Below are 24098 nucleotides of genomic sequence, written 5' to 3'. Positions count from 1 at the left end.
GTATAGCTATGTGTTTAATAATCCTCTGAGTTTTACGGACCCTAGTGGGTATGAAGGGGATGAAGTGGACTCGAAGAAGACCGTACATCCCATTGATGAAGGGGATTCGCCAGGAAACGGTGATTCGGTCGTAGAGGGCGAAGTTCACACCACGGGTGATGGCCCGAATTTTGGACACGGACAGACAGTGTTTTCCGGGGGGCAATTAGGAGTAATTTCTGGAGGAAGCTATGGTGCTGCTCAAGCAGCAGGTGCAGTTGGAAAAAAACTCAAAGCAGAAAGTGAAAATAAAGATTCAAATGATTTTGATTGTAATAGTAAGGGAGGCTGCGTTTCGATTACCGTTGAATTATATACAGAAAAAGTGATTAGTTTTTGTTCGGACTTTATGTGTACTTACAAAGATAATATTGTGGGTGGAACAGCAAGACTAGCTCCTCGAACGCTTAGTGAGGAGCAGGCTAGAAATCTAACTGCCATGAATACGCTTCAACGTGGAGTAAAATTGCTGGGGGAGTTGCACTGATTTTTGGGGCGACAGCCATGCTTCCGGAGATAGGTGCCTCTGCGGGAGCTATTAAATTTGGGGGTACAATGACTGGTTTCCCTGGCTCGATGGTAATGGGGGTAGGGGGGCTTATGGTGGGTTCAGGTTTTGATTTTATGTCTGGTGATATTGTCAATCTAACAGTTGATTTCCGGACTACTACTTTGTTGGGGAATGAAGATGGGCTGCTTGTTACTCGTACTATCAGTGTGACTAGAGGCGATGAAACTTTCACGTTTGTGAAGAAAAATCATTAGGTGCCAAATATAATGATGATTATTTTTTTTATGGTTTTTTATATCGGCATTTGGTTGTTGATGAAGAGGTTGTTGAAATTCCAGCGTAAATTCATGCATTATTTTTATTTTATATTTTTCGGTATTTTACTTTGGAATCTCTATTCATTATTTAACTATGAAATGCTGAGTTTTGAGAGCTTCAAATTTTCAGTTTTAACCTTGATTCGGCTGTTTATGTATGCAGCAATGTTTGCTATGGCCTCTGCTCTTGTTAAAGAAAAGTTAAGGAATTATTCAAAGCGCCCATAGATTAGTTTGAGACCCTGCCAGTGTTTAATTTTGAACTCCTATTGTGCCGGGATAAATCTGTAAAAGATTGGAGGTGAAAGCCCACTACTTGGCACCAATAGATTTAAGGCACCTTAAATTGATCGGGAGGTATTCGCTGAGGCGTAGCCGCCTCTTGGCGAATTTTTCTCCTTTGATTGATGCTAAGACGGATTGGAGGGATCAAGAGTTAGGTTTTGGGGAAGCCAAGAGGAATGAAAGTAGCTAGGGAAGGGGAAAATACTCAGCAGGGTGCTGCAGAAAGGTAGAGCCGGCAATCACGGATGTCATGCACCCAGAGTTTATGGGATTGGGTACACGCTTGTCGCACGGACTCTGCTGATCCCACCAATCCTTTAAAGCGACTTTCAAAGTTTCTGTTGAGGTATAGCCAGTGTTTTGGGGAGATGCCTAGTCGTTTGAGGATGGGTGGCGTACTTTCAGCAACATAACCTCGTTTTCTGTGGGCTAAATGTCAACCACTCCACTAGTTCTAAATAGTGATCCAGCCGAAAGGGCAGCCCTTTCGGCATGTTCAGTTTCTCACTTCCTGCTCCTTTTTATACGCACATAAATCTCTTCACGGTGAACGGAAAGGGATTTGGGAGCTTTGATCCCAACCTTCACTTGATTGCCTTTAACCTCTAACACTGTAACTGAGATATTGGTTCCAATTCTCAAGTTCTCGCCAGTCTTACGCTTTAAAATCAACATGGTCATTGCCTACAGAAACTAAAATCATATGCGGATCTTCCGCATGGGGAATACTTGGTAAGTAATGAGTGGCAAAAGTGAAGGGCGGTGCACGAGAGCGGTAGGCGTAGAAGAAGAAAAGACGGACGTAACGCTGCCAGAGCTTGAAGGACGACTTTTGTGGGTGTCCAGAATTTTGAATTTAGGTGTCCAGAATTTTGAATTTATTGCTTGATCCTTGGGAAAATAACAGGGAAAGATTAAATGAATAGATTTTTTCTTAAAAGGCTACTTTTTTGGTGCAGTCTGTTAGGATTTATCGGTTTTGCTTTGGGGCAGAAAGGGACCGTTGATTCTAGTTTAATGGTGTGGACGGGAGGAGGCGTTATTGTTGGATCTATATTGGCAGTAATTTTCTATTTTTTAGAAAAAAGAAAATCTAAGAAAACTCTGAAAAAATATTAATTTCTAAAACAAGCACAGTTCAGGACGCCCGTAGATTAGAGCGATGCTCCAGTAATGTTACAGGTGCCTGCACTGGAGGATAGTTCTTATCAATTGAGATTTAAGACACGGTAAAATGCTGAAAAACCACGCTTGGGGGTCGAATCCCATGAATTTTGGGTTCGCGAGAGGGAGAAGTATTGAGGGATTGGCTGGGAATTAGCTGGGAATTAGCTGGGTGTATAGCCCCAGTGTTTAGATAAATACCCCGCCGTTCGAGGATAGGAGTCGTGCATTCTGCAATGCAGTCCCACCTTTAGGGACTAAATGTCGACCACTCCAGCCTACTAGCTCCAAATAGTAGTCGAGCTGAAAGGGCAACCCTTTAGGCAAATTCAGTTGTTCATTTTCTGTTCCTTTTTGATGTGCACATAAATTTCTTCGCGATAAACTGATAGGGATTTGGGAGCATTAATCCCAATCTTCACTTGATTGCCTTTAACCTCCAATACGGTAACTGAGATATTGGTTCCAATTCTCAAGTTCTCGCCAGTTCGGCGCTTTAAAATCAACATGGACATTTCCTACAGGGACTAAAACTATGTGCGGATCTTCCGCATGGAGAATGCTTGGTAAGTAATGTGTATCGTAGGAAGGGCGGTGCACGAGAACTGTAGGCGTAGAAGAAGAAAAGACAGACGCAACGCTGCCAGAGCTTGAAGAATCTCTTCAAGCTGCTGAATCTACTCCACTTTATTGAAGACGAGCGGGTTTCTAGCGTATTATCCACTGAGCCACTTTGATAGGTTCGATATCAATTTGGTTAGCTGGCCCCGGGTGTTGGTAGCACCTTGGGTCAGCGCCTTTTACTTACACTTACGTCACGCTACCGTTCTCCTTTGAGAGATGGGTTTTTAGAAAGCTCTTGGGTCTCTTGATCTTTTGCTCGCGAGCCTATACAGGCTTACCCAATTACGACCAAAATATCGATAAATATCTGTCAATTCTACGCAGCTTTGACACTAAACAAACAGAATAAAATCCAATAAGATTATTTTCGTGCCTATATTTTTATGGCCTTTTATCCGTAAAAATCCTGATTTTCTATTAACAATTCCCTGCAGACGTTTGACAACATGAACGCCTGGGGACAGGTAGAGCAGGAGACCTATGGTAACGGTCTAAGAGTTAGGTTTTAGGGAAGCCTTCTTGGTAATGGCACTGCGGTTTCTGGGGTCTAAATGTCGACCACTTCAGTCCACCAGCCCTAAATAGTGATCCAGCCGAAAGGGCAGTCCTTTCGGCATGTTCAGTTTCTCACTTCCCGCTCCTCTTGATACGCACATAAATCTCTTTACGGTGAACGGAAAGGGATTTAGGGGCATTGATCCCAATCTTTACTTGATTGCCTTTAACCTCCAACACTGTAATTGAGATATCGGTTCCAATTCTCAAGTTCTCGCCAGTCTTACGCTTTAAAATCAACATGGTCATTTCCTACAGAAACTAAAATCATATGCGGATCTTCCGCATGGGGAATGCTTGGTAAGTAATACGAGGCAGAAGTGAAGGGCGGTGCACGAGGACGGTAGGCGTAGAAGAAGAAAAGACGGACGCAACGCTGCCAGAGCTTGAAGAACCTCTTCAAGCCTCTGAATCTACTCCACTTTATTGAAGACGAGCGGGTTTCTAGCGTATTATCCACTGAGCCACTTTGATAGGTTAGATATCAATTTGGTTAGCTGGCCCCGGGTGTTGGTGCACCTTGGGTCAGCGCCTTTTACTTACACTTACGTCACGCTACCGTTCTCCTTTGAGAGATGGGTTTTAAAACTCTTGGGTTTCTTGATTTCTTGGCTACGAGCCTATTCAGGCATACTCAATTACGGCCAAAATATCGATAAATATCTATCAATTTTACGCAGTTTTGACACTAAAACAAACTGAATAAAATCCAATAAGATTATTTTCATGCCTATATTTTTACGGCCTTTCATCCATAACAATCTCAATTTCCTATTAAAAATTGCAGCTTAAATTGGAACCTTCTCTGATTTAAAAAACAGCGTTAAAAAAATAAAAATTATTAATGTCTCAATAGCGGCCGCAGCAGTTTTGAATACAACACCTTCGGCGAGCGTATTGTCAGCACCGATGCCAATAACCGCATCACCGACACCTTCTACGATAAACTCGGCCGGGTCACCGGTACGGTCAACAATGGCGATACCATTGCCAGGTTATACGACCAGAATGGCCATTACGGGCTCTTAACCACCGAAGCCCGCAACGAAGACTATATCCGCCTGTTTGAATACCAGCCGGGCACCTACCATCCGGCTGCTACTTACACGGTGATCGACGAAGAAAAAGTCTTCCTGGAAAGAACAGCCTGGGATACCACTTACCACCGGCCCACCGTTACCCGCGCTGCCGATGGGGAAATCTTCCGCAGCCGCTATAACAGCCGTGGCTACGGCTACCAGCACCAACACTATCAAGCGGATCAAAGCTGGACTTCCACTTGGACCCTCACTGACACCACCGCCAGCGGTGCCCCGGTGATCCAACAGTTTATGGGCGGTATTGAGCAAAAGATCAACCGCTATGCCGGCAGCGATATAATCGATGGTATCTGTGCTGGCGGTGTTAATTGCCTGCAATCGGACCAGATCCAATCCATTGACTACAGCCACAACGCCTGGGGCAGCGTTACCGGTGAAGCCCACCAGCACAACGGCCTGGATTACGCCTACAGCTACGACACGCTGCACCGCCTGGAAAGTCAGACTGTTACATCCAGTGACTACCCCCAGTACGACCGCAGCGTAAGCTACACCTACGACGCCGTCGGTAATCTCACTTCAAAAAGCGACTACGCCACCAGCCTGAGCTACGGCAACAGCGCCAGAAGTGCCGGCGGTAAGGCCGGTCCCCACGCCGTACGTCAAGTCACCACCACTGATGGCCAAAGCCACAGCCTGGTTTACGACAACGCCGGCAACCTGATTACCGGCATCGATGGCCTCAGTGTGGGATACGATAACTACAACCAAGCCAATCGTATCGAACGCAATGGCATCGTCACCGAGTACTTCTACGGCACCGGTATCGATGCTTATAAAAAGATTGAGACAGAAGGGAGTAACGTTACTACCACCCTCTATATCGGCAATTACGAAGAGATCACTACCGACAGCGCTACCAAAGAGCGCACCACCCACGGTGGCTACCTGGTAATTACCCGTGAAAACGAAACCATAGAGCAAAGCATCCTACTGCAAGACCGCCTCGGTAGTGTCACCACTATTGTCGATGCCAACCTGCAACCCGGGGATAGTGATTTTATAAGGCAGTTCCGCAGCTATGACCCCTTCGGTCAGAGTCGGGACTTCCAGGGGCAGGACAGCCTGGATAGCTTTAACACAACCGACCAGGGCTTTACTGGCCACCGCCACCTGAACGACCAAAAGCTGATTCATATGCGCGGCAGGGTGTATGATTACCAGCTCGGCCGCTTCCTCTCTCCAGATCCGATTATTCTGGACCCGCAGGACAGCCAGAGCCTGAATGCCTATAGCTATGTGATGAATAATCCACTGGCGGGGACAGATCCTACGGGCTACATGTATGAGACCGGGCAGGAGCCGAATGGGCGTTCTCAGAGTGAGGCTACGCCTACGACGGAGAGTGGGCAGAAAGCATTAAAGGATAAGAAGAAGAGAAGAGGTCCCCCGAGCCATAACACTGCGGCGAGTAGGATTGATCGCAGTAAAGGGCAGAAAGCTGATGTATCAGGTAGTGGGGGCAGTATATCGGTCTCCTCTATAACCGTAGGGCAAGAGGCTATTACTAGTGCAGGTGAGGGAAGCCGCAGTGGAGGGGCAAGTGAGGAGAGTCAGGCTGATGGGCAGAGTGGTGATTCCATGCCCATTACTGGGTCTTCCAATGTCGCTTGCGATTCGTGCCACCCGACTTCAAATTTTGAGTTTGACGGTTCTGGGGTTGATGCAGGTGCATCGTTAATTGCAGATTTATTTCCGGGAGTTGGCTCAGCAAAAAGCTTGGGGCAAGTTTTTACCGGCACTGATTTGATAACAGGAGAACCTGTCAATCGATGGCTTGAAGGGGGAGGTATTTTATTAGGGATGATTCCCTTTGGTAAGACGCTAACCAAAGGGGATGAAATGGTTGATTTATATCGTGCAGTATCTGCTGATGAATTAGCTCAGATTAGAAGAACAGGGAGTTTTGAAGCCGGTCCTAATTCGCTTGGTGGAAAGTTTTTTGCCGAGAATTTAAATGATGCCGCAAGGTGGGGAGAGGTTATGGATGGAGCCGGGAACTACCATTTGTTGAGAGTTCAACTACCAGCAAATGATGCAGGTAGCTTAATGAGATGGAATAGTCTTGATGGCATTGGTCCTGCGCGATATGGCGAGCTGGACCAGCTCAAGAATGCAATAATTTCGGTAATTGAATGATGACAAAGCAAGTAAGGGTTTCAGTAAATTGGTTGGGTAAAAAGGCCGAAAATTTACCTGCTGCACTAAGGTATTCTACTGTATCTAAATTTATTGAAGATAAAGATACTTGGTTAGAACATGCTTGGAGCATGTTGCTTGAATTCGATAAGGCTCCTGTTAAACAGGGGAATCCTTCTTTAGGAACTGCTAGTTTTTTAGTGGAAGATGCTCCGCATGAGCGCCTCCAACAAGGCACTATTTTTGAATTATATGAAGGTCCAACTAGAGTTGCTGAAGTAAAAATATTGGAAGAAGGTGATCTTTAGGAATATGAACAGGTGATCTACATTAAAGAAAGCTAAATTTGTTTTTCTATGGAAATTTAGAGGTAGGCGCAGGAGGCTCTCTTTAGGTTTGCACCAAGAAAAAACCACCAAAGCCCCAGCAGAGTAATCTGCCGGGGCTTTTATTATCTAAAAAATCCTAGACACCCAAAGATTAGAGAGAGGTGCGAGCCGTGTTGTTAGTACCAGCTCTAGCGACTATTTCTTTCTGGTTTAGCGTTAAGGCGCAGTGAAAGACTGAGAAAATGTACTTGGGGCTGGAAAATCGTGGTTTGGATGCAAGCCGGGAGGAGAAGTGTCGATAGATTGGATGGTAATTAGCAGGATGCTGCAGAAAGGAAGCGCCGACAGTCGTCTATACCGTGTACCCAGCGTTTATCGAGCTGGATACAGGCTTGCTGTACTGTCTCCACTGATCCCACTAAACCTTTAAAGCGACTTTCAAAGTTTCTGTTGAGGTATGGCCAGTGTTTTGGTGAGATGCCTAGTCGTTTGAGGATGGGTGGCGTGCTTTCAGCAATATAACCTCGTTTCCTAGGGTCTAAATGTCGACCACTCCAATTCACTAGCTCTAGATAGTGATCCAGCCGAAAGGGCAGCCCTTTCGGCATGTTCAGCTTCTCACTTCCTGCTCCTTTTTATGCGCACATAAATCTCTTCGCGGTAAACGGTATTTTTTTCCTGGACACCCAAAGATTAGAGAGAGGTGCGAGCGGTGCTGTTAGTACCAGCCCTAGCGACTATTTCTTTCTGGTTTAGTGTTAAGGTGCAGTGAAAGACTGAGAAAATATACTAGGGGTTGGAAAATCGTGGTTTGGATACAAGCCGGGAGGAGAAGTATCGATAGATTGGGTGGTAACTAGCAGGATGCTGCAGAAAGGAAGCGCCGACAGTCGCCTATACCGTGCACCCAGCGTTTATTGAGCTGTATACAGGCTTGTTGTACTGTCTCCACTGATCCCACCAATCCTTTGAAGCGACTTTCAAAGTTTCTGTTGAGGTATAGCCAGTGTTTTGGTGAGATGCCTAGTCGTTTGAGGATGGGTGGCGTGCTTTCAGCAATATAACCTCGTTTTCTGGGGTCTAGATGTCGACCACTCCAGTCCACTAGCTCCAAATAGTGATCCAACTGAAAGGGAAGCCCTTTAGGCATATTTAGGGGCTCTCCACCTACAAGTGGTAGAAGTTCTTTGGGTAGTTCACCTAAGATTGCTGCACGAATACGTTGTTGGATCGAGGTATGATTAGAGTCTTCTGGTGTTTTTGCCATATTGGCACGGATAGGGTTGAGGTCGACATAGGCCATACAGGCAGCAAGGGCTCTTTCATCTAATAAAGCCTGGGACTTGAAACGACCTTCCCAGAAGCGGCCTGTACAATTATCTTCGGCATTGGCCTGGCGGGCGATAGACTCGTTTAAGCAGCGCATAAACCAGCTAAGATCCATCAAGCGATCTCGCCATAGAGCGATGATTTCCTTTAGTTTTCTCATCTCACAGTGATCGAGAGTGTTCCCTTGAAGGTAGAGACGGGCCAAATTGGAAGCTTTGAATAGTTTCTGCCAACGGATAATGACCTCGGTATCCGGCCAATTCAGCGCTTTCTCTTTGTCGATATAAAGTACGATATGGTAGTGATTACTCATAACTGCATAGGCAGCGATATCAAGGGCAAAGATTGAAGCTAGATTATGCATTCTGGATTCAATCCACTCGCGGCGATGCTCATAGTCATTACCAGACTTCATATCTCTACCACACAGAAACGCCCTTCGTACGCAGCGGGACACGCAATGGTAATAGGGAGTGGTGTCTAACGAGACTTGTGCGCTACGAGGTAAGGGCATGAATCTTTATCGGCATGTATATTTATACAGTATTTGATCCCAGCATCTCTACTGTGTCAATATTTGTGGCACTTAAAGCGACGACTTTTGTGGGTGTCCAGAATTTTGGGTACGCCTACTACTGAAAGTGGGCAGAAAGCACTAAAGAATCAGAGGAAACGTCCACCGAGCCACAATACTGCGGCGAGTCGGATTGATCGCAGTAAAGGGCAGAAAACTGATGTATCAGGTGGTGGGGGCAGTATATCGGTTTCCTCTATAACCGTAGGGCAAGAGGCTATTACTAGTGCAGGTGAGGGAAGCCGCAGTGGAGGGGCAAGTGAGGAGAGTCAGGCTGATGGGCAGAGTAGTGGGGAGGGTGTAACTACTGCTAATCAGTCTCAGTCTGGGGGAGGTGCTTCTGCTGCAGCTAGTTCAGATGATGATGCACAAGAGAGAGCTGTTACTCAAAGTGATGAAGGGATCTACCTAGCAGCGGAGCACTCGAAATCTGGATTTCAAATTAGTCAAGAAGGGGCAGTTCAAATATTTAGGAAAATTGGTCTGTCTAATATTCCAGATGCGCTGTCTGTAGATGAAATGGGAATTTTATTGGCAGACGATATGTTAGCGGCTGCTGTACCGGCTCAGGATCTGATTTCTGCTCTTGAACCGAGTCCTTTCGGAAAGTTAAGAACACTTATCACTGGCACAAAAATCATAACTAATGGGTTAAAAACGGAGGCAAAATCATACTGGCGCGATACCATTGATGACGTTAGTTTAGGTATGGGGGCTAGAGCTGGGGTGAAGTATAATCATGAATTAATGAACAGGTATCGGGAGTTGCCTAGATGATCAGAAAATTATTTGTTTTGTTATCCCTAATTTTCCTCTATCAGGTAATTTCGGTTTCTCTGTTATATAACTCAAACTATTTAAATGTGGTTTCTTACTATACGCATCCACCTATCAAAGGTGCGATAGAGTTAAAACGGTTGCCATTCTTATTCGGAGATCAGATTTCACTCAAGATTTTGAAATCAAAAAAGGCAGAAGCTGCCCAGCTGATAAATGCAGGTAATATTGGTATGGCTGCAATATTGTCAAGTTATCAGCACAATCAAGCATTACCCAAGGCAGATGCAAGAAAAAGATCTATTCAAGTGGCAGAGTTATTTATTAGCGCTGGATATGATCTATCTCAATGTGAATCTGATGGTAGAAGCACAGCAAGTGTATTACGTGATTGGGGCGTTTTAGATGAAGACTTCAAAGTGCTTCTATCTCAAGCTGTTAATAATGGAGATATTTTTTCTTGCCAATAAATTGCACAAAAGGCGCAAGGACAGGGCGGCGGTGGCTTCTGGTCAGGTGTTAAGAATGTGGCAGGAAAAATCTGGAATCTCCCAAATACAGTGCTAGGGCTAGGAGTGTCTACTCTTGCATTGGGAGCTGACTTGATTCAATCGGCTGTAGTGACAGCTTTTACTTTTGAAAATCATTTTCAGAACATAGGGTTTAGTTTTGGGAATAATGCTCTTCAAATTAGAACTGGGTTAACTCTACCGGGTAATACAAGTGGTGGGCTGACCGTTGGTAATGTTATTCTCTACAATAACTCAAGGCCGGGTCAAAATATTCGAAGTCCTTATGCTGGCAATAGGCAGGTTAATTTGGGGCGCCATGAGGGATTTCATACCCGCCAAGGAGAGAGGCTAGGGATTTTTTATCTGCCGGCTATGATATGGCACGGTGTAGCTGCGCCGAATAATCCGCTTGAAATTCAAGCCGATGATAACTCGTTAGTGAGATGATTATTATGAATTTTCAGAAGTTAATTTTTCTATTCCTATTTTTATCCATGGCTGGCTGCTGGGATGAGTCGAAAAGCCCCCTGATTAAAAATCAGTCTGGCCAAGAAATAACTTTGCGGTTAGTTTTTAGTGATCACGAGGAGGCGTTTAAAATCAATAACAATGATTCCTTACTACTTCCTAATCTAACTGAGAATGAAGCCATACTGTCTTTGCAGGTAGTTAGCGAAAATAATGATTCAGTGTCTTTAGCAGGGCGAGAAATAATTGATTTTATGGAGAAGAAGTATAAAGTTTTTATTATTAATGAAGAGCTTTTTGTTTATCCAGAAAATAAATCGCCCGATGGCTCAGGAGAAAATTTAGAGTAGTATGCGACTACGACGTCGGTCTGGATCTATTGTGCGCAAACGTTTGCACAAAAGGGAACCAAGACGGAAACTATCACTGTTCTTATAGAAGAGCCTGAGCCAAATTCAGCAAGTAAGCTTGGTCGCAAAGGGATGTCGGGGCACTCTGGTGCGGCTGCCGGAGAAGATTTCTACGATTATGGTCCTCAGCCTGGCGAAGGAACTAGGTTACTTGGTTCTAAGGGACGTCCTTGGTGGGATATTGTTGCTTCAAGAAGTGGTAGTGGTGGTGCTAGCCTAACAGAGGTCTATTCTTTTATTTCCTTAAAAGGTAAAAATGTTAGTATATTTACTATGGATGTGACAGAGGGGCAGGCAGCTGCATTTAGGTCATATTGGAACGATTTATATGCAAATCCAGGAACTTATCATTTTGCAGGTCGTCAATGTACAACTCCTGTAGCTAATAGTTTAAGGCATGCGGGATTAGGTAATTATCGAGCGTGGAAGCCAACAACTCTTGCGAATCAGTTAAGAAATAGTGGGTGGACGGAACATTAATTATGTTGCTTATTAAAAAAATTTTTTTTGTGGTGCTGATAGCTATGGTATTTAGTGTACATAACAGCGTTTTTGCGAAGGATGATGGTCAGGTCGTAGTATATTGGCCTGGTACTAATTCCTTTAAGAGGGTTGTAAAAAATTTTTCTGTTTCTATGGAGGACGCACATCAGTCTTTGGTGGCTAAGACCAGAAAGCATCCAGATCGTTTTTTTGATAAAACTCCTATTTTTATCGTCGGCGATGAATATTTTTTTGCAGAGCCCTTAAAAGCTGAAATATCTCTACAGGGGTTTTATGTTAATGGGATGACAGGGAAAATTGAGTATAGGAAGTCAAATAAATCCATTAAATCTAAACAGAAAAAAATACCTAAAGATGCCTACTCCGAAGTTTTTGAGGTTGAATAGGGATTATTCAGAATGTAATTATTTAATAGGACAATTTAGGACGCCCATAAATTGAAGAGGAGGTACTAGTTGAGACGCAGAGGCCCTCTTGGCGAATTTTTCTTCTTTGATTGGCGCTAAGACGTAATGGAGGGGTCAAGAGTTAGGTTTTAGGGAAGCCTTCTTGGTAATGGCGCTGCGGTTTCTGGGATCTAAATGTCGACCACTCCCGTCCACTAGCCCTAAATAGTGATCCAGCCGAAAGGGCAGTCCTTTCGGCATGTTCAGTTTCTCACTTCCTGCTCCTCTTGATACGCACATAAATCTCTTCACGGTAAACGGACAGGGATCTGGGAGCATTGATTCCTATCTTCACTTGATTACCTTTAACCTCCAATACTGTGATTGAGATATTGGTTCCAATCCTCAAATTCTCGCCAGTCTTACGCTTTAAAATCAACATATTCATTTCCTACAGAGACTAAAACTATGTACGGATTTTCCGCGATGGGAATGCTTAGTAAGTAATGTGCGATGGAAATGAGAGGCGGTGCACGAGAACGGTAGGCGTAGAAGAAGAAAAGACGGACGCAACGCTGCCAGAGCTTGAAGAACCTCTTCAAGCCTCTGAATCTACTCCACTTTATTGAAGACGAGCGGGTTTCTAGCGTATTATCCACTGAGCCACTTTGATAGTTTGGTTATCAATTTGGTTAGCTGGCCCCTGGTGTTGGCGCACCTTGGGTCAGCGCCTTTTACTTACACTTACGTCACGCTACCGTTCTCCTTTGAGGGATGGATTTTAAATCTCTTGGGTTTCTTGATCTTTTGGTTGCGAGCCTATTCAGGCATGCTCAATTACGGCCAAAATATCGATAAATATCTGCCAATTTTACGCAGCTTTGACACTAAAACAAACTGAATAAAATCCAATAAGATTATTTTCGTGCCTATATTTTTACTGCCTTTCATCCATAAAAATCTCACTTTTCTATTAAAAATTGCAGCTTAAATTGGAACCTTCTCTGATTTAAAAAACAGAGTTAAAAAATAAAAAATTATCAATAGTTCCAACAGCGGCCGCAGCAGTTTTGAATACAACGCCTTCGGTGAGCGCACCGTCAGCACCGATGCCAACAACCGGGTTACCGATACCTTCTACGATAAGCTCGGCCGGGTTACTGGCACGGTCAACAATGGCGATACCATTGCCAGGTTGTACGACCAAAATGGCCACTACGGGCTTTTAACCACCGAAGCTCGCAACGAAGACTATATCCGCCTGTTTGAATACCAGCCGGGCACCTACCATCCGGCTGCTACTTACACGGTGATCGACGAAGAAAAAGTCTTCCTGGAAAGAACAGCCTGGGATACCACTTACCACCGGTCCACCGTTACCCGCGCTGCCGATGGGGAAATTTTCCGCAGCCGCTATAACAGTCGTGGCTACGGCTACCAGCACCAACACTATCAAGCGGATCAAAGCTGGGTCACCACCTGGACACTGACCGACGCCACCGCCAGCGGTGCCCCCGTGTTGCAGCAGTTTATGAGCGGCATTGAACAGAAGATCAACCGCTATGCCGGCAGCGATATCATCGATGGTATCTGTGCCGGCGGTGTTAATTGCCTGCAATCAGACCAGATCCAATCTATCGACTACCGTCACAACGCCTGGGGCAGTGTTACCGGCGAGGCCCACCAGCACAACGGCCTGGATTACGCCTACAGCTACGACACGCTACACCGCCTGGAAAGCCAGACCGTCACTTCCAGTGACTACCCCCAGTACGACCGTAGCGTAAGCTACACCTACGACGCCGTCGGTAATCTCACTTCAAAAAGCGACTACGCCACCAGCCTGAGCTACGGTAACAGCGCCAGAAGTGCCGGCGGCAATGCCGGTCCCCACGCCGTACGCCAAGTCACCACCACCGATGGCCAAAGCCACAGCCTGGTCTACGACAACGCCGGCAACCTGATTACCGGTATCGACGGCCTCAGTGTGGGATACGACAACTACAACCAAGCCAATCGTATCGAACGCAATGGCATCGTGACCGAGTACTTCTACGGCACCGGCATCGATGCCTATAAAAAAGTGGAGACAGAGGGTAGCGACGTTACCACCACCCTCTATATCGGCAATTACGAAGAGATCACTACCGACAGCGCTACCAAAGAGCGCACCACCCACGGTGGCTACCTGGTAATTACCCGTGAAAACGACAGCATAGAGCAGAGCATCCTACTGCAAGACCGCCTCGGCAGTATCACCACCATCGTCGATGCCAACCTGCAACCCGGTGATAGTGATTTTGTACGGCAGTTCCGCAGCTACGATCCCTTCGGCCAGAGTCGGGACTTCCAGGGGCAGGATCACCTGGATAGCTTTAACACAACGGATCAGGGCTTTACTGGCCACCGCCACCTGAACGACCAAAAGCTGATTCATATGCGCGGTAGGGTGTATGATTACCAGCTCGGCCGCTTCCTCTCTCCAGATCCGATTATTCTGGACCCGCAGGACAGCCAGAGCCTGAATGCCTATAGCTATGTGATGAATAATCCACTGGCGGGGACAGATCCTACGGGTTATTCGAATCAAGGTAGTGAAACGGGGCAGAAGCCAAATGGGCGCTCTAAGAGTGAGGATGATCCTACAACTGAGAGTGGGCAGAAAGCATTAAAAGTAGTTATTGGTGAGGCGAAAATCAGTAAAACGGGTAGCCGGATCAAGAGGACAGAAACGGTTGCCGCAAAGGTGGATGGTAATGGGAATGTTACCAGTTTTACCGTTCTTAGTCCGAAGCAGGGCTCTGGTCAGGATGCTACTTTTACTGCTGGTGAGGGAAGTCGGGCTGGTGGAGCGAGTGAGGGGCGCCAAGCTGATGGGGAGTGGTGCAGGGAATACTGCTACTAGTCAGTCTCAGGCTGAGGGAGGTGCTGTTACTAGTTCAGATGATGGTGCACAAAAGGGGCAAACGTTTGCGGGAAGAGCCGAAATATACCGAGATATGCAAGCGCAACTAAGTGCAGCCGGAATTGATACAGTTTGGTTTGGTGTCGCCGCTGACTTAAACGAGTTTTTTGCTGGCCGATCCGGGTTGCTCCTTACTTCCTACGAATATATGAATGAGCTAGGTATATCGTTGTTGGACCATAATACGAATATGTTTAATTCGCTTATGGCCGGTGATATAAGTTTAAGTGGTCAATCTCTTGATAATTTTTTGGTTCAAGGTGAGCAAATGCATGTCCAGTCTTTCACTGTTGCCAGATATGGTACGAGTGTTCCTGTTTCTGTGAGGGCTCCTGTTAATTTGGCGTTTAGTGTGGGAAGGATGGCTTTAGCATCTAATATCCGGTCTGGGGTCAATTACGTTGAGCGTAGATATAGTGAGAACTTTAATTTTTGGAATACTTCTCACAGGATATTATTGGGAGAGTCAATGATGTCAATGGCACGTCATGGTAATTAATAATATGAAAAAATCTTTAGATTCCGTTCCATATTTACTTTCGTTTATTTCTTTGGAGGTTCTGGTTTTTTTATTTTGTACGTTGTCCACGCTCTAGCTTTAAAGGGGTTTGGTTTATCAGATGCCTTTGTAAAAGGTGGGTATGAATTCTTTTGGAGAATAATTTCTTTACAGATATTTATGCAGTTGGGTTTTTTGATGTTAGCTGCTAATTTTGAGTTTCATAAAAACTATGTAGTGATTCTTTTTTTATCCCTTTTGGCTTATTCGATTGCCTGCCTCATTTCGTTCTCTGATGCATCCTCTATTTGGAAGCTGATGCAAATTCCAAACAAAGATGAAATGGGCGAAGGGTTTGCGATTTTTATTAGTGTTACCACTGCCTATTTACTTTTTCTTTTTTGGGGTATGGTTAAGTCGTAAACAAATAAAGCAAGTAGCCCCGCTTTGCGGGGCTACTTGCTTTAATCAGCGGTAAAAATCAATCGCCACCTGAACGACCAAAAGCTGATTCATATGCGCGGCAGGGTGTATGATCCTACCCACCAACGACGGACACTCTCTTAAGCGATAAACTACGCAGCAGAGGTGCTCTATGACAAGATCAAATAAACCAACCAAAACCACTCGTAAACAGTACTCAGAGGAGTATAGAAAGGATGCCCTAGCACTTGCGCTCAAAGTTGGGGTAAGCGTTGCCGCTAAACAGCTTGGGTTACATCCTTCTCAGATTTACGGATGGCGAAGCAAGGCTAAGTTACATCAGAGCCGAGGGGATGCCGAGAGAGAGCTGGCCACAGAGAATGCTCGCCTTAAGCGGCAGCTGGCTGAGCAGGCAGAGGAGCTGGCGATCTTAAAAAAGGCCGCAGCGTACTTTGCAAAGAGCCTGAAATGAGGTACGCCTTCATGCAAATGCACAGGCATGAATTCAGCATCAAAGCGATGGCCAAGGTATTGAACGTATCTCGCAGTGGGTTTTACGACTGGGTGTCAAGATCGGCCGGCCAATCCAGGTACCAGCAGTACCGAATGCAGCTCGATAGCTTGGTACAGCAGCGCTTTATAGCCAGTAAAGAACGTAGTGGCTCTCCTCGCCTGACGAAGGAGTTGGCCAGTGAGGGGAGTAAATATAATCAAAAAACAATTGCTGCCAGCATGCGTCGACAGGGCCTACGGGCTAAAGCCGCCAAGAGATATAAAGCCACAACCTATTCAAAACATGGTCTGCCAGTAGCTCCAAATCTGCTCGAGCAGAACTTCAATGCTGAAGGGCCGAATCAGAAATGGGCTGGGGATATAACCTACCTGAGAACGGAAGAAGGTTGGTTATATCTGGCTGTAGTGATAGACCTATATAGTCGGCTAGTTATTGGTTGGGCGATGTCAGAAACGATGACAGCTACATTGGTCTGTGACGCTCTTCAAATGGCTTTATGGCGACGTAAGAAACCTACGAATGTTATCGTGCATACTGACAGGGGAAGCCAGTATTGCTCTAAAGATTATCAATCTTTGATTACAGCTTATGGTCTGCGGTGCAGCATGAGCGCCAAAGGTAATTGCTATGATAACGCTTGTGCAGAAACATTCTTTCACTCACTTAAGGTAGAAGCAATCCATGGTAACCGCTTTCCCACAAGGTGCCTCATGCGAGAGACCGTATTTGAGTATATAGAGATAGACTACAATCGAAATCGCTTACACAGCGCCAATGGCTATCTCAGCCCTGAGGCGTTTGAGGAACAACTAGTCGCTTAGTGGTGTGTCCGTTGTTGATGGGTAGGATCAGTATGATTATCAGCTCGGCCGCTTCCTCTCTCCAGATCCGATTATTCTGGACCCGCAGGATAGCCAAAGCCTGAATGCCTATAGCTATGTGATGAATAATCCACTGGCGGGGACAGATCCTACGGGTTATGCGGCAGAAGGCGGTGATACGGGGCAGAAGCCGAATGGGCGCTCCCACGGTGAGGATGATCCTACTACTGAGAGTGGGCAGAAGGCATCAAAAGAAGTTATTGGAACGGCGAAAATCAGTAAAACTGGTAGCCGGATCAAGAGAATATTTTCCTGAGAATATTTTCCTGGGAAGAATATTTTCCTGGACACCCAAAGAATATTTTCCTGGACACCCAAAGATTAGGTAGAGGCGCGAGCGGTGCTGTTAGTACCAGCTCTAGCGACTATTTCTTTCTGGTTTAGTGTTAAGGTGCAGTGAATGACTGAGAAGATATACTAGGGGTTGGAAAATCGTGGTTTGGATACAAGCCGGGAGGAGAAGTATCGATAGATTGGGTGGTAACTAGCAGGATGCTGCAGAAAGGAAGCGCCGACAGTCGCCTATACCGTGCACCCAGCGTTTATTGAGCTGTATACAGGCTTGTTGTACTGTCTCCACTGATCCCACCAATCCTTTGAAGCGACTTTCAAAGTTTCGAATATTTTCCTGGACACCCAAAGATTAGAGAGAGGTGCGAGCGGTGCTGTTAGTACCAGCCCTAGCGACTATTTCTTTCTGGTTTAGTGTTAAGGTGCAGTGAAAGACTGAGAAAATATACTAGGGGTTGGAAAATCGTGGTTTGGATACAAGCCGGGAGGAGAAGTATCGATAGATTGGGTGGTAACTAGCAGGATGCTGCAGAAAGGAAGCGCCGACAGTCGCCTATACCGTGCACCCAGCGTTTATTGAGCTGTATACAGGCTTGTTGTACTGTCTCCACTGATCCCCCCCAAACCTTTAAAGCAACTTTCAAAGTTTCTGTTGAGGTGTAGCCAGTGTTTTGGTGAGATGCCTAGTCGTTTGAGGATGGGTGGCGTGCTTTCAGCAACATTACCTCGTTTTCTAGGGGCTAAATGTCGACTACTCCAATCCATTAGTTCTAAATAGTGATCCAGCCGAAAGGGCAGCCCTTCCGGCATGTTCAGTTTCTCACTTCCTGCTCCTTTTTATACGCACATAAATCTCTTCGCGGTGAACGGATAGGGATCTGGGGGCGCTGATTCCTATCTTTACTTGATTACCTTTAACCTCCAATACTGTGACTGAGATATTGGTTCCAATTCTCAAGTTCTCGCCAGTCTTACGCTTTAAAATCAACATGGTCATTGCCTACAGATACTAAAATCATATGCGGATCTTCCGCATGGGGATTGCTTGGTAAGTAATACGAGGCAGAAGTGAAGGGCGGTGCACGAGAACGGTAGGCGTAGAAGAAGAAAAGACGGACGCAACGCTGCCAGAGCTTGAAGAACCTCTTCAAGCCTCTGAATCTACTCCACTTTATTGAAGATGAGCGGGTTTCTAGCGTATTATCCACTGAGCCACTTTGATAGGTATGATATCAATTTGGTTAGCTGGCCCCGGGTGTTGGTAGCACCTTGGGTCAGCGCCTTTTACTTACACTTACGTCACGCTACCGTTCTCCTTTGAGATATGGGTTTTAAAACTCTTGGGTTTCTTGATCTTTTTGCTACGAGCCTATTCAGGCATACTCAATTACGGCCAAAATATCGATAAATATCTATCAATTTTACGCAGCTTTGACACTAAAACAAACTGAATAAAATCCAATAAGATCATTTTCGTGCCTATTTTTTTATGGTCTTTTATCCATAAAATCTCACTTTCCTATTAAAAGTTGCAGCTTAAATTGGAACCTTCTCTGATTTAAAAGGCAGAGTAAAAAAATAAAAATTATTAATGTTCCAGCAGCGGCCACAGCAGCTTCGAATACAACGCCTTCGGTGAGCGCACTGTCAGCACCGATGCCAACAACTAAGTGACTGACACCTTCTACGATAAGCTCGGCCGGGTTACCGGCGAAACCCACCAGCACAACGGCCTGGATTACGCCTACAGCTACGACACGCTGCACCGCCTGGAAAGCCAGACTGTCACCTCCAGTGACTACCCACAGTACGACCGCAGCGTAAACTACACCTACGACGCCGTCGGTAATCTCACTTCAAAAAGCGACTACGCCACCAGTCTGAGCTACGGCAACAGTGCCAGAAGTGCCGGCGGCAACGCCGGCCCCCACGCCGTACGTCAAGTCACCACCACCGATGGCCAAAGCCACAGCCTGGTTTACGACAACGCCGGCAACCTGATTACTGGCATTGATGGCCTCAGTGTGGGATACGACAACTACAACCAAGCCAATCGTATCGAACGCAATGGCATCGTCACCGAGTATTTCTACGGCACCGGTATCGATGCCTATAAAAAAGTGGAGACAGAGGGTAGCAACGTTACCACCACCCTCTATATCGGCAATTACGAAGAGATCACCACCAGCAGCTCCACCAAAGAGCGCACCACCCACGGTGGCTACCTGGTAATTACCCGTGAAAACGAAACCATAGAGCAAAGCATCCTACTGCAAGACCGCCTCGGCAGTATCACCACCATTGTCGATGCCAACTTGCAGCCTGGTGATAGTGATTTTGTCAGGCAGTTCCGCAGCTATGATCCCTTCGGCCAAAGCCGGGACTTCCAGGGGCAGGACAACCTGGATAGCTTTAACACAACCGACCAGGGCTTTACTGGCCACCGCCACCTGAACGACCAAAAGCTGATTCATATGCGCGGCAGGGTGTATGATTATCAGCTCGGCCGCTTTCTTTCTCCAGATCCGATTATTTTGGACCCTCAGGACAGCCAGAGCCTGAATGCCTATAGCTATGTGATGAATAATCCATTGGCGGCGACTGACCCTACAGGTTATGTGGAAAATAAAGGTGATACGGGGCAAAAGCACAATGGGCGCTCTAAGAGCGAAGATGATCCTACAACTGAGAGTGGGCAGAAGGCATTAAAAGTAGTTATTGGTAAGGCGAAAATCAGTAAAACCGGTAGCCGGATCAAGAGGACAGAAACGGTTGCCGCAGTAGTGGATGGTAATGGGAATGTTACCAGCTTTACCGTTCTTAGTGATTCTGGCCAGGGAGGGACACAGGGTGCTGGTCAGGGTGCGGCTTTTACTACTGGTGGACGATAGAATCCTAGATACTCAAAGATAGTGTTCTCTTATTCGCTGTGGCAGGTTTCCCTTTAGGGATTAGCCCTCCTATTCAGAGGTTAAGGTTGCGATGCCTTCCTTGGGCTTCAGTCCGAAATGCCGACTGATATCTTTTATTGTCATGTTGGATCTCACTTGGCAGTTTTACTATCCTGGTGAAGTGTCCAGAAGCATTGGATCACTGCCGATGGTAGATAGCAGGTATCGACTCCAGCCACTGTTTAAACTCTCCTCTCTTGAATATGTTTTACTTATTGTTAGATGGATAAGTTAAGGAAAATCTATTTGTTTGATATAGTCACCCTTTTGTTATAAGGAAATATTTAAGATGTTTTATAAGGGAAAAGGATTAGGGAGGCAGTTTGCTTGTCTTCTTTTAGGGTTATTGGCAACTAATCAGGGTTGGGCTTTTAAGCTAAAGAGCCATGTGTTTGTTGGGCAGCAAGTGATTAATGACCTTGCTGATGATGGCAGGGTCACTTTTGAAATCAATAATAATTACTATGATATTGATGTTCCTGATGATGTTTCTTCTGCGATCCTAGAGAACCAGTCCGCTTATCTGCTTGGCAATATAGGGCCTGATGCTTCTCCTGATTTCGTAGTTGGGCAGACCAGTGTTCACCCTGGAGCTTTGGATAAGAATGAAGCTGGAGATGCAATAGTCCAAGAGGATAGTACGCGCTATAACACAGACGATTGGCTGAAGTACTTGTTGACTCAAAAGGATGCCTCAAATACGGGTAAGGCGTATGTCTATGGATATCTCGGGCATGCTTCGGCAGATGTGTTTGCTCATACATACGTAAATCAGTATTCGGGTGATATTTTCGCTATTTTTGATGGCGAAAGTCTAAACGAAAAGCGCCATATTGCCCTTGAATCTTATATCGATTCAAGGGTGCCGGTGTTACGTGATTACCTGGGTGAGGCACTTGGCGAGCCTTATCAGAGGATTGACTTGAATGATGATGAGCTATTTGAGTTTCTAAGGGATAAGTTAATTTATGCGGATATCCCTACAGAACAATATGAAAAAAACCCGATGGCTTCTCATTTAGCTGCGATTTCAAAGTTTAGAGAGGAATTATATCGGCAGGCAACGGACGCTAGAGGATATTGGCACACTATTGATGTTTGGGTAGTTCAGTATCTTATCGAATACTATGCGGGTTATTCTGTGCCAGAATCACTTGCCAGTGATCTTGTAGATATTGGTAATGATCTTATTGACGAAACCAATGTTGCAATAGATAAGCTCCAATCAATTAATAGCAAACTTCTTAGTTATAAGCGAGACTTTGAAGATTTTGGGTTTGATTCAGTAACTTCTGCGCTGGATAAAGCTCAATCTTCTTACTCTGATCTGACCAATAAGAGGCAAGAGCTTGAAGAGGCGCTTTTAGATTGGCGCAGTGAGGTAGCTATTAATGGCTGCGAATTTGCAATTAAATCAATTGACCCCACTGGCTTGGTTGATGAGGCAATTAATCTTGATCCGGTTGCCAATATGTTGGGTCTTGATAGTGTGGAGGAGGTTGTTGAGTATTCTCTGGATCCGCTAGGTTTATTTGGTAGTCTATTTGGTGGGGATGATGGGGATCACTGGACTGAGACAGGTAATGGCATCTCGGCATATGAAGTTTTCTCTGATTCATATTTTAATGAGTGGTCCGAAAATCTAAAGGCTGATATTGAATCAGAACAGATAGCGTATACAAGAAATTTTGCTCTAGGGCACTTGCCTTTAATAAATAGTGGGGTTTTGGCAGCTCTTGAATTGACTCGGGAGATAATCCCTGCACCGTTTGTTCCCATTGCTGTTGGTGATGTTGTTGTCCCCATCGTTAACAATAAAACCTATGACTGGAATGTTCGTGTATCCACCTCTTATGATTATGTAGACCGTTTCTGGGTTAAAGAATCTAGTTCAGGAAAGATAGTAATTCATTTTGAAGCAGAAAAATTGGCCTCTGATGATGTGGGAGTTTGTGAAAATTTATCAAAGATGGTTTATTCAGCAGACTATGCAGCTCTTAATGCCATCCATAAGCTTGAGGACGAAGTTAATGATATGGCAGAAAAGAATATTGAGGATGTAGAAGCTGCTTATGAAGAGATGAAGGAGGCTGAGGACCACTTATACGCTATTCAAGATGCTGCTGTAGACTTGATGCAGCTGCTAAATAGCAATGTGAGTCCAGTTCAGTCAATATTCGAAATGTGGCAATCAAGTATTGATGTTGCAATGACTGAATATACTCGCACTACCGCTACCATGATGGTCAATACCATGAATGAAAATGCTAGCAATGTAGATCCTTTGTCAGATTGGGTATCTTGTTATGGCCCCACCTTTATAGGTGTTCCGTCACAGGCTTGTGATATATGGAAAAATACTAGTGGTATAATTGAGGCGCTCTCCAATGTTTTAGATATTCTTGATAGTGCTCCAATACCTGTAGGCTTGATTGATGCAAGGGAGGAGCTTCGAAAGGTAATCGATGGGTTAAAAGAAGAAGTAAAAGAGTATGCGATTGAAGAGGTGGAAGATATGCTGCCCACCGAGTTCAAGGAGCTAATCGATCTGCTTGATGCACCCATGACCGATACGGCACTAAATACCTGGTACTCAAAAAATGAGTCGCACAGTGAACATTTAGTTAAAATCCCGGATATGGCCTATAGGGTTACAGCAGAGATGCAGCTGGATGGCAATGGCGATTATAGTGCAAGTGGTTATCCGGTAGTTGCCAACGCAATTACTTTGGCAAAACTAGCCTTACTGGATGCCGAGGGCCTGAAAGCCTTGGCAAGGACCCAGGGTTTGAGTGAGTCTACTTTTAATGGGGTAAGCGCAGATAACTTAGTTGCGGGAGCCTTCAAAAGTATCGACGGTAACCATCAGTGGATGACATGTGCTCCTCCGTTACCAAGATCTATTGGTAGCGAAGATAAGTATCGCTTCTTCGATAATTACTCTTCCAGCTCAGGTTTCGTGCTTTGGCAGGACGGGAGTGCTAGAGAGTCTTTGTTTAACGGGTTATTTAAAGGACCGTTAACTTCTGGAGTGACGAACCCCTCTTTGATAGGTTTTGAGTGGATTCTTGATGCGGGCTCTGCTTATAAAACGCTGAGTGAAAGCTTCCCATATCCAGATGAACAGTGTGCTAGTGACAATAATTTTGATATGGGCTTGTAATACATGCCATCTAAAAACTTACCTTAAATAAAAGATTAAAAGGCTATATCTTGAGGAAAAAGGCACCTATTTTAGGTGTCTTCTTTGTCAAGCGGCTACTATCTGGGTTGTGGGCTGGTTATTTTTTGTGCAGGAGCGGTTAGTGATATCTACCGTTCCGTTAGTGAAAGCCTTAGCCCGCAATTCAAAAGTCTGCTTATTTAAGATTAAGTTGTAGTATCGGATAGTACAGAAAATCATCCTGGACACCCAAAGATTAGATAGAGGTACGAGCCGTGTTGTTAGTACCAGCTCTAGCGACTATTTCTTTCTGGTTTAGTGTTAAGGTGCAGTGAAAGACTGAGAAGATATACTTGGGGTTGGAAAATCTTGGTTTGGATACAAGCCG

The 24098-nt window shown here is 45.3% G+C and carries 25 protein-coding genes and 1 pseudogene; 18 read left to right on the top strand and 8 right to left on the bottom strand.

Translation table 11 applies throughout. The annotated features are described in order from the left end of the window. Positions 1-10 precede the first annotated feature (10 nt). Together P0078_RS02830 and P0078_RS02825 are read left to right on the top strand one after the other, a co-directional pair. Positions 11-526 (top strand): hypothetical protein, encoded by a 516-nt coding sequence (locus P0078_RS02830; RefSeq protein WP_282932964.1) that lies wholly within the window; start codon positions 11-13, stop codon positions 524-526. 17 nt (positions 527-543) lie between these two features. Next, complete coding sequence (locus tag P0078_RS02825; protein ID WP_282932963.1) at positions 544-804, top strand: hypothetical protein; 261 nt, start codon at positions 544-546, stop codon at positions 802-804. An 852-nt stretch (positions 805-1656) separates the two neighbouring features. Here the strand turns inward: P0078_RS02825 and csrA (P0078_RS02820) are convergent. Beyond that, a complete protein-coding gene (gene csrA, locus P0078_RS02820) occupies positions 1657-1827 on the bottom strand; it encodes a carbon storage regulator CsrA (protein WP_282932962.1) in 171 nt (56 codons plus the stop codon). 243 nt (positions 1828-2070) lie between these two features. Here csrA (P0078_RS02820) and P0078_RS02815 point away from each other — a divergent pair, with 243 nt between their 5' ends. Next, positions 2071-2271, top strand: a complete 201-nt coding sequence (locus tag P0078_RS02815) for a hypothetical protein (RefSeq protein WP_282932961.1) — start codon at positions 2071-2073, stop codon at positions 2269-2271. A gap of 374 nt (positions 2272-2645) precedes the next feature. Here the strand turns inward: P0078_RS02815 and csrA (P0078_RS02810) are convergent, their stop codons facing one another. Beyond that, on the bottom strand, positions 2646-2825 hold the full coding sequence (gene csrA, locus P0078_RS02810) for a carbon storage regulator CsrA (protein ID WP_282932960.1): 180 nt from the start codon (positions 2823-2825) through the stop codon (positions 2646-2648). A gap of 742 nt (positions 2826-3567) precedes the next feature. Then, a complete protein-coding gene (gene csrA, locus P0078_RS02805) occupies positions 3568-3738 on the bottom strand; it encodes a carbon storage regulator CsrA (protein WP_282932959.1) in 171 nt (56 codons plus the stop codon). A gap of 866 nt (positions 3739-4604) precedes the next feature. Here csrA (P0078_RS02805) and P0078_RS02800 point away from each other — a divergent pair. Together P0078_RS02800 and P0078_RS02795 are read left to right on the top strand one after the other, a co-directional pair. Then, complete coding sequence (locus P0078_RS02800) at positions 4605-6734, top strand: RHS repeat-associated core domain-containing protein (protein WP_282932958.1); 2130 nt, start codon at positions 4605-4607, stop codon at positions 6732-6734. Next, complete coding sequence (locus tag P0078_RS02795; protein ID WP_282932957.1) at positions 6731-7042, top strand: hypothetical protein; 312 nt, start codon at positions 6731-6733, stop codon at positions 7040-7042. Before P0078_RS02800 ends, P0078_RS02795 begins: the two co-directional genes overlap by 4 nt. A gap of 335 nt (positions 7043-7377) precedes the next feature. Here P0078_RS02795 and P0078_RS02790 read toward each other — a convergent pair whose 3' ends face one another. Both P0078_RS02790 and P0078_RS02785 read right to left on the bottom strand, forming a co-directional pair. Next, positions 7378-7671: a hypothetical protein gene (locus tag P0078_RS02790; RefSeq protein ID WP_282932956.1), complete on the bottom strand. Its 294-nt coding sequence runs from the start codon at positions 7669-7671 to the stop codon at positions 7378-7380. A 248-nt stretch (positions 7672-7919) separates the two neighbouring features. Next, positions 7920-8807 carry a transposase gene (locus P0078_RS02785; protein WP_282932955.1) on the bottom strand — a complete coding sequence of 296 codons (888 nt, stop codon included), beginning with the start codon at positions 8805-8807 and terminating at the stop codon, positions 7920-7922. Positions 8808-8999: 192 nt separating this feature from the next. Here P0078_RS02785 and P0078_RS02780 point away from each other — a divergent pair, with 192 nt between their 5' ends. The 6 genes from P0078_RS02780 to P0078_RS02755 all read left to right on the top strand — a co-directional run bounded on the left by P0078_RS02780 (position 9000) and on the right by P0078_RS02755 (position 12023). Further along, positions 9000-9743 (top strand): hypothetical protein, encoded by a 744-nt coding sequence (locus tag P0078_RS02780; protein WP_282932954.1) that lies wholly within the window; start codon positions 9000-9002, stop codon positions 9741-9743. Next, the gene (locus P0078_RS02775; protein WP_282932953.1) at positions 9740-10213 is read left to right on the top strand and encodes a hypothetical protein; all 474 of its coding nucleotides are present in this window, start codon (positions 9740-9742) and stop codon (positions 10211-10213) included. Before P0078_RS02780 ends, P0078_RS02775 begins: the two co-directional genes overlap by 4 nt. Before the next feature lie 57 nt (positions 10214-10270). Beyond that, positions 10271-10702, top strand: coding sequence for a hypothetical protein (locus P0078_RS02770; protein ID WP_282932952.1), 432 nt, complete (start codon positions 10271-10273; stop codon positions 10700-10702). Positions 10703-10707: 5 nt separating this feature from the next. Further along, a complete protein-coding gene (locus P0078_RS02765) occupies positions 10708-11073 on the top strand; it encodes a hypothetical protein (protein ID WP_282932951.1) in 366 nt (121 codons plus the stop codon). Between the two features lie 132 nt (positions 11074-11205). Next, complete coding sequence (locus P0078_RS02760) at positions 11206-11613, top strand: hypothetical protein (RefSeq protein WP_282932950.1); 408 nt, start codon at positions 11206-11208, stop codon at positions 11611-11613. A gap of 2 nt (positions 11614-11615) precedes the next feature. Continuing rightward, positions 11616-12023 (top strand): hypothetical protein, encoded by a 408-nt coding sequence (locus tag P0078_RS02755; protein WP_282932949.1) that lies wholly within the window; start codon positions 11616-11618, stop codon positions 12021-12023. A 271-nt stretch (positions 12024-12294) separates the two neighbouring features. On the opposite strand, the gene csrA (P0078_RS02750) is transcribed toward P0078_RS02755, so the two are convergent. After that, positions 12295-12465 (bottom strand): carbon storage regulator CsrA, encoded by a 171-nt coding sequence (gene csrA / locus P0078_RS02750; protein WP_282932948.1) that lies wholly within the window; start codon positions 12463-12465, stop codon positions 12295-12297. Between the two features lie 567 nt (positions 12466-13032). After that, positions 13033-13230, bottom strand: a complete 198-nt coding sequence (locus P0078_RS02745; protein ID WP_282932947.1) for a hypothetical protein — start codon at positions 13228-13230, stop codon at positions 13033-13035. On the opposite strand from P0078_RS02745, the gene P0078_RS02740 reads away from it, so the two are divergent. The 5 genes and pseudogenes from P0078_RS02740 to P0078_RS02720 form a co-directional block, all read left to right on the top strand. After that, entirely contained in the window at positions 13219-14928 is a 1710-nt protein-coding gene (locus P0078_RS02740) for an RHS repeat-associated core domain-containing protein (protein WP_282932946.1), read from the top strand. The genes P0078_RS02745 and P0078_RS02740 overlap by 12 nt on opposite strands. Continuing rightward, on the top strand, positions 14897-15487 hold the full coding sequence (locus P0078_RS02735) for a hypothetical protein (RefSeq protein WP_282932945.1): 591 nt from the start codon (positions 14897-14899) through the stop codon (positions 15485-15487). Before P0078_RS02740 ends, P0078_RS02735 begins: the two co-directional genes overlap by 32 nt. 75 nt (positions 15488-15562) lie before the next feature. Next, positions 15563-15910: a hypothetical protein gene (locus P0078_RS02730; RefSeq protein WP_282932944.1), complete on the top strand. Its 348-nt coding sequence runs from the start codon at positions 15563-15565 to the stop codon at positions 15908-15910. Positions 15911-16082: 172 nt separating this feature from the next. Beyond that, positions 16083-17245 (top strand): IS3 family transposase gene (locus tag P0078_RS02725; RefSeq protein WP_282932943.1). Its coding sequence is split into 2 segments (ribosomal slippage): positions 16083-16341 and positions 16341-17245, totalling 1164 coding nucleotides; the frame shifts between segments, so codons are not numbered across the junction. Between the two features lie 43 nt (positions 17246-17288). After that, positions 17289-17561 (top strand): annotated as a pseudogene (locus P0078_RS02720) (RHS repeat-associated core domain-containing protein); the annotation flags it as partial. An 855-nt stretch (positions 17562-18416) separates the two neighbouring features. Here the strand turns inward: P0078_RS02720 and csrA (P0078_RS02715) are convergent. Continuing rightward, positions 18417-18587 carry a carbon storage regulator CsrA gene (csrA, locus tag P0078_RS02715; protein ID WP_282932942.1) on the bottom strand — a complete coding sequence of 57 codons (171 nt, stop codon included), beginning with the start codon at positions 18585-18587 and terminating at the stop codon, positions 18417-18419. Between the two features lie 679 nt (positions 18588-19266). Here csrA (P0078_RS02715) and P0078_RS02710 point away from each other — a divergent pair. Next, a complete protein-coding gene (locus P0078_RS02710) occupies positions 19267-20487 on the top strand; it encodes an RHS repeat-associated core domain-containing protein (RefSeq protein ID WP_282932941.1) in 1221 nt (406 codons plus the stop codon). Positions 20488-20836: 349 nt separating this feature from the next. After that, positions 20837-23710, top strand: a complete 2874-nt coding sequence (locus P0078_RS02705) for a zinc dependent phospholipase C family protein (RefSeq protein WP_282932940.1) — start codon at positions 20837-20839, stop codon at positions 23708-23710. Positions 23711-24098 lie beyond the last annotated feature (388 nt).

The organism is Microbulbifer sp. VAAF005 (assembly GCF_030012985.1).
Classification (GTDB): domain Bacteria; phylum Pseudomonadota; class Gammaproteobacteria; order Pseudomonadales; family Cellvibrionaceae; genus Microbulbifer.
This window is presented reverse-complemented; position numbering and strand designations above follow the sequence as displayed.

Excerpts from the sequence above, each read along its gene's own strand:
- P0078_RS02825 (WP_282932963.1), top strand. The coding sequence starts at position 544 with ATGCTTCCGGAGATAGGTGCCTCTGCGGGAGCTATTAAATTTGGGGGT.
- csrA (WP_282932962.1), bottom strand. The coding sequence starts at position 1,827 with ATGTTGATTTTAAAGCGTAAGACTGGCGAGAACTTGAGAATTGGAACC.
- P0078_RS02815 (WP_282932961.1), top strand. The coding sequence starts at position 2,071 with ATGAATAGATTTTTTCTTAAAAGGCTACTTTTTTGGTGCAGTCTGTTA.
- csrA (WP_282932960.1), bottom strand. The coding sequence starts at position 2,825 with ATGTTGATTTTAAAGCGCCGAACTGGCGAGAACTTGAGAATTGGAACC.
- csrA (WP_282932959.1), bottom strand. The coding sequence starts at position 3,738 with ATGTTGATTTTAAAGCGTAAGACTGGCGAGAACTTGAGAATTGGAACC.
- P0078_RS02795 (WP_282932957.1), top strand. The coding sequence starts at position 6,731 with ATGATGACAAAGCAAGTAAGGGTTTCAGTAAATTGGTTGGGTAAAAAG.
- P0078_RS02790 (WP_282932956.1), bottom strand. The coding sequence starts at position 7,671 with ATGCCGAAAGGGCTGCCCTTTCGGCTGGATCACTATCTAGAGCTAGTG.
- P0078_RS02785 (WP_282932955.1), bottom strand. The coding sequence starts at position 8,807 with ATGAAGTCTGGTAATGACTATGAGCATCGCCGCGAGTGGATTGAATCC.
- P0078_RS02775 (WP_282932953.1), top strand. The coding sequence starts at position 9,740 with ATGATCAGAAAATTATTTGTTTTGTTATCCCTAATTTTCCTCTATCAG.
- P0078_RS02765 (WP_282932951.1), top strand. The coding sequence starts at position 10,708 with ATGAATTTTCAGAAGTTAATTTTTCTATTCCTATTTTTATCCATGGCT.
- P0078_RS02760 (WP_282932950.1), top strand. The coding sequence starts at position 11,206 with ATGTCGGGGCACTCTGGTGCGGCTGCCGGAGAAGATTTCTACGATTAT.
- P0078_RS02755 (WP_282932949.1), top strand. The coding sequence starts at position 11,616 with ATGTTGCTTATTAAAAAAATTTTTTTTGTGGTGCTGATAGCTATGGTA.
- csrA (WP_282932948.1), bottom strand. The coding sequence starts at position 12,465 with ATGTTGATTTTAAAGCGTAAGACTGGCGAGAATTTGAGGATTGGAACC.
- P0078_RS02735 (WP_282932945.1), top strand. The coding sequence starts at position 14,897 with ATGGGGAGTGGTGCAGGGAATACTGCTACTAGTCAGTCTCAGGCTGAG.
- csrA (WP_282932942.1), bottom strand. The coding sequence starts at position 18,587 with ATGTTGATTTTAAAGCGTAAGACTGGCGAGAACTTGAGAATTGGAACC.
- P0078_RS02705 (WP_282932940.1), top strand. The coding sequence starts at position 20,837 with ATGTTTTATAAGGGAAAAGGATTAGGGAGGCAGTTTGCTTGTCTTCTT.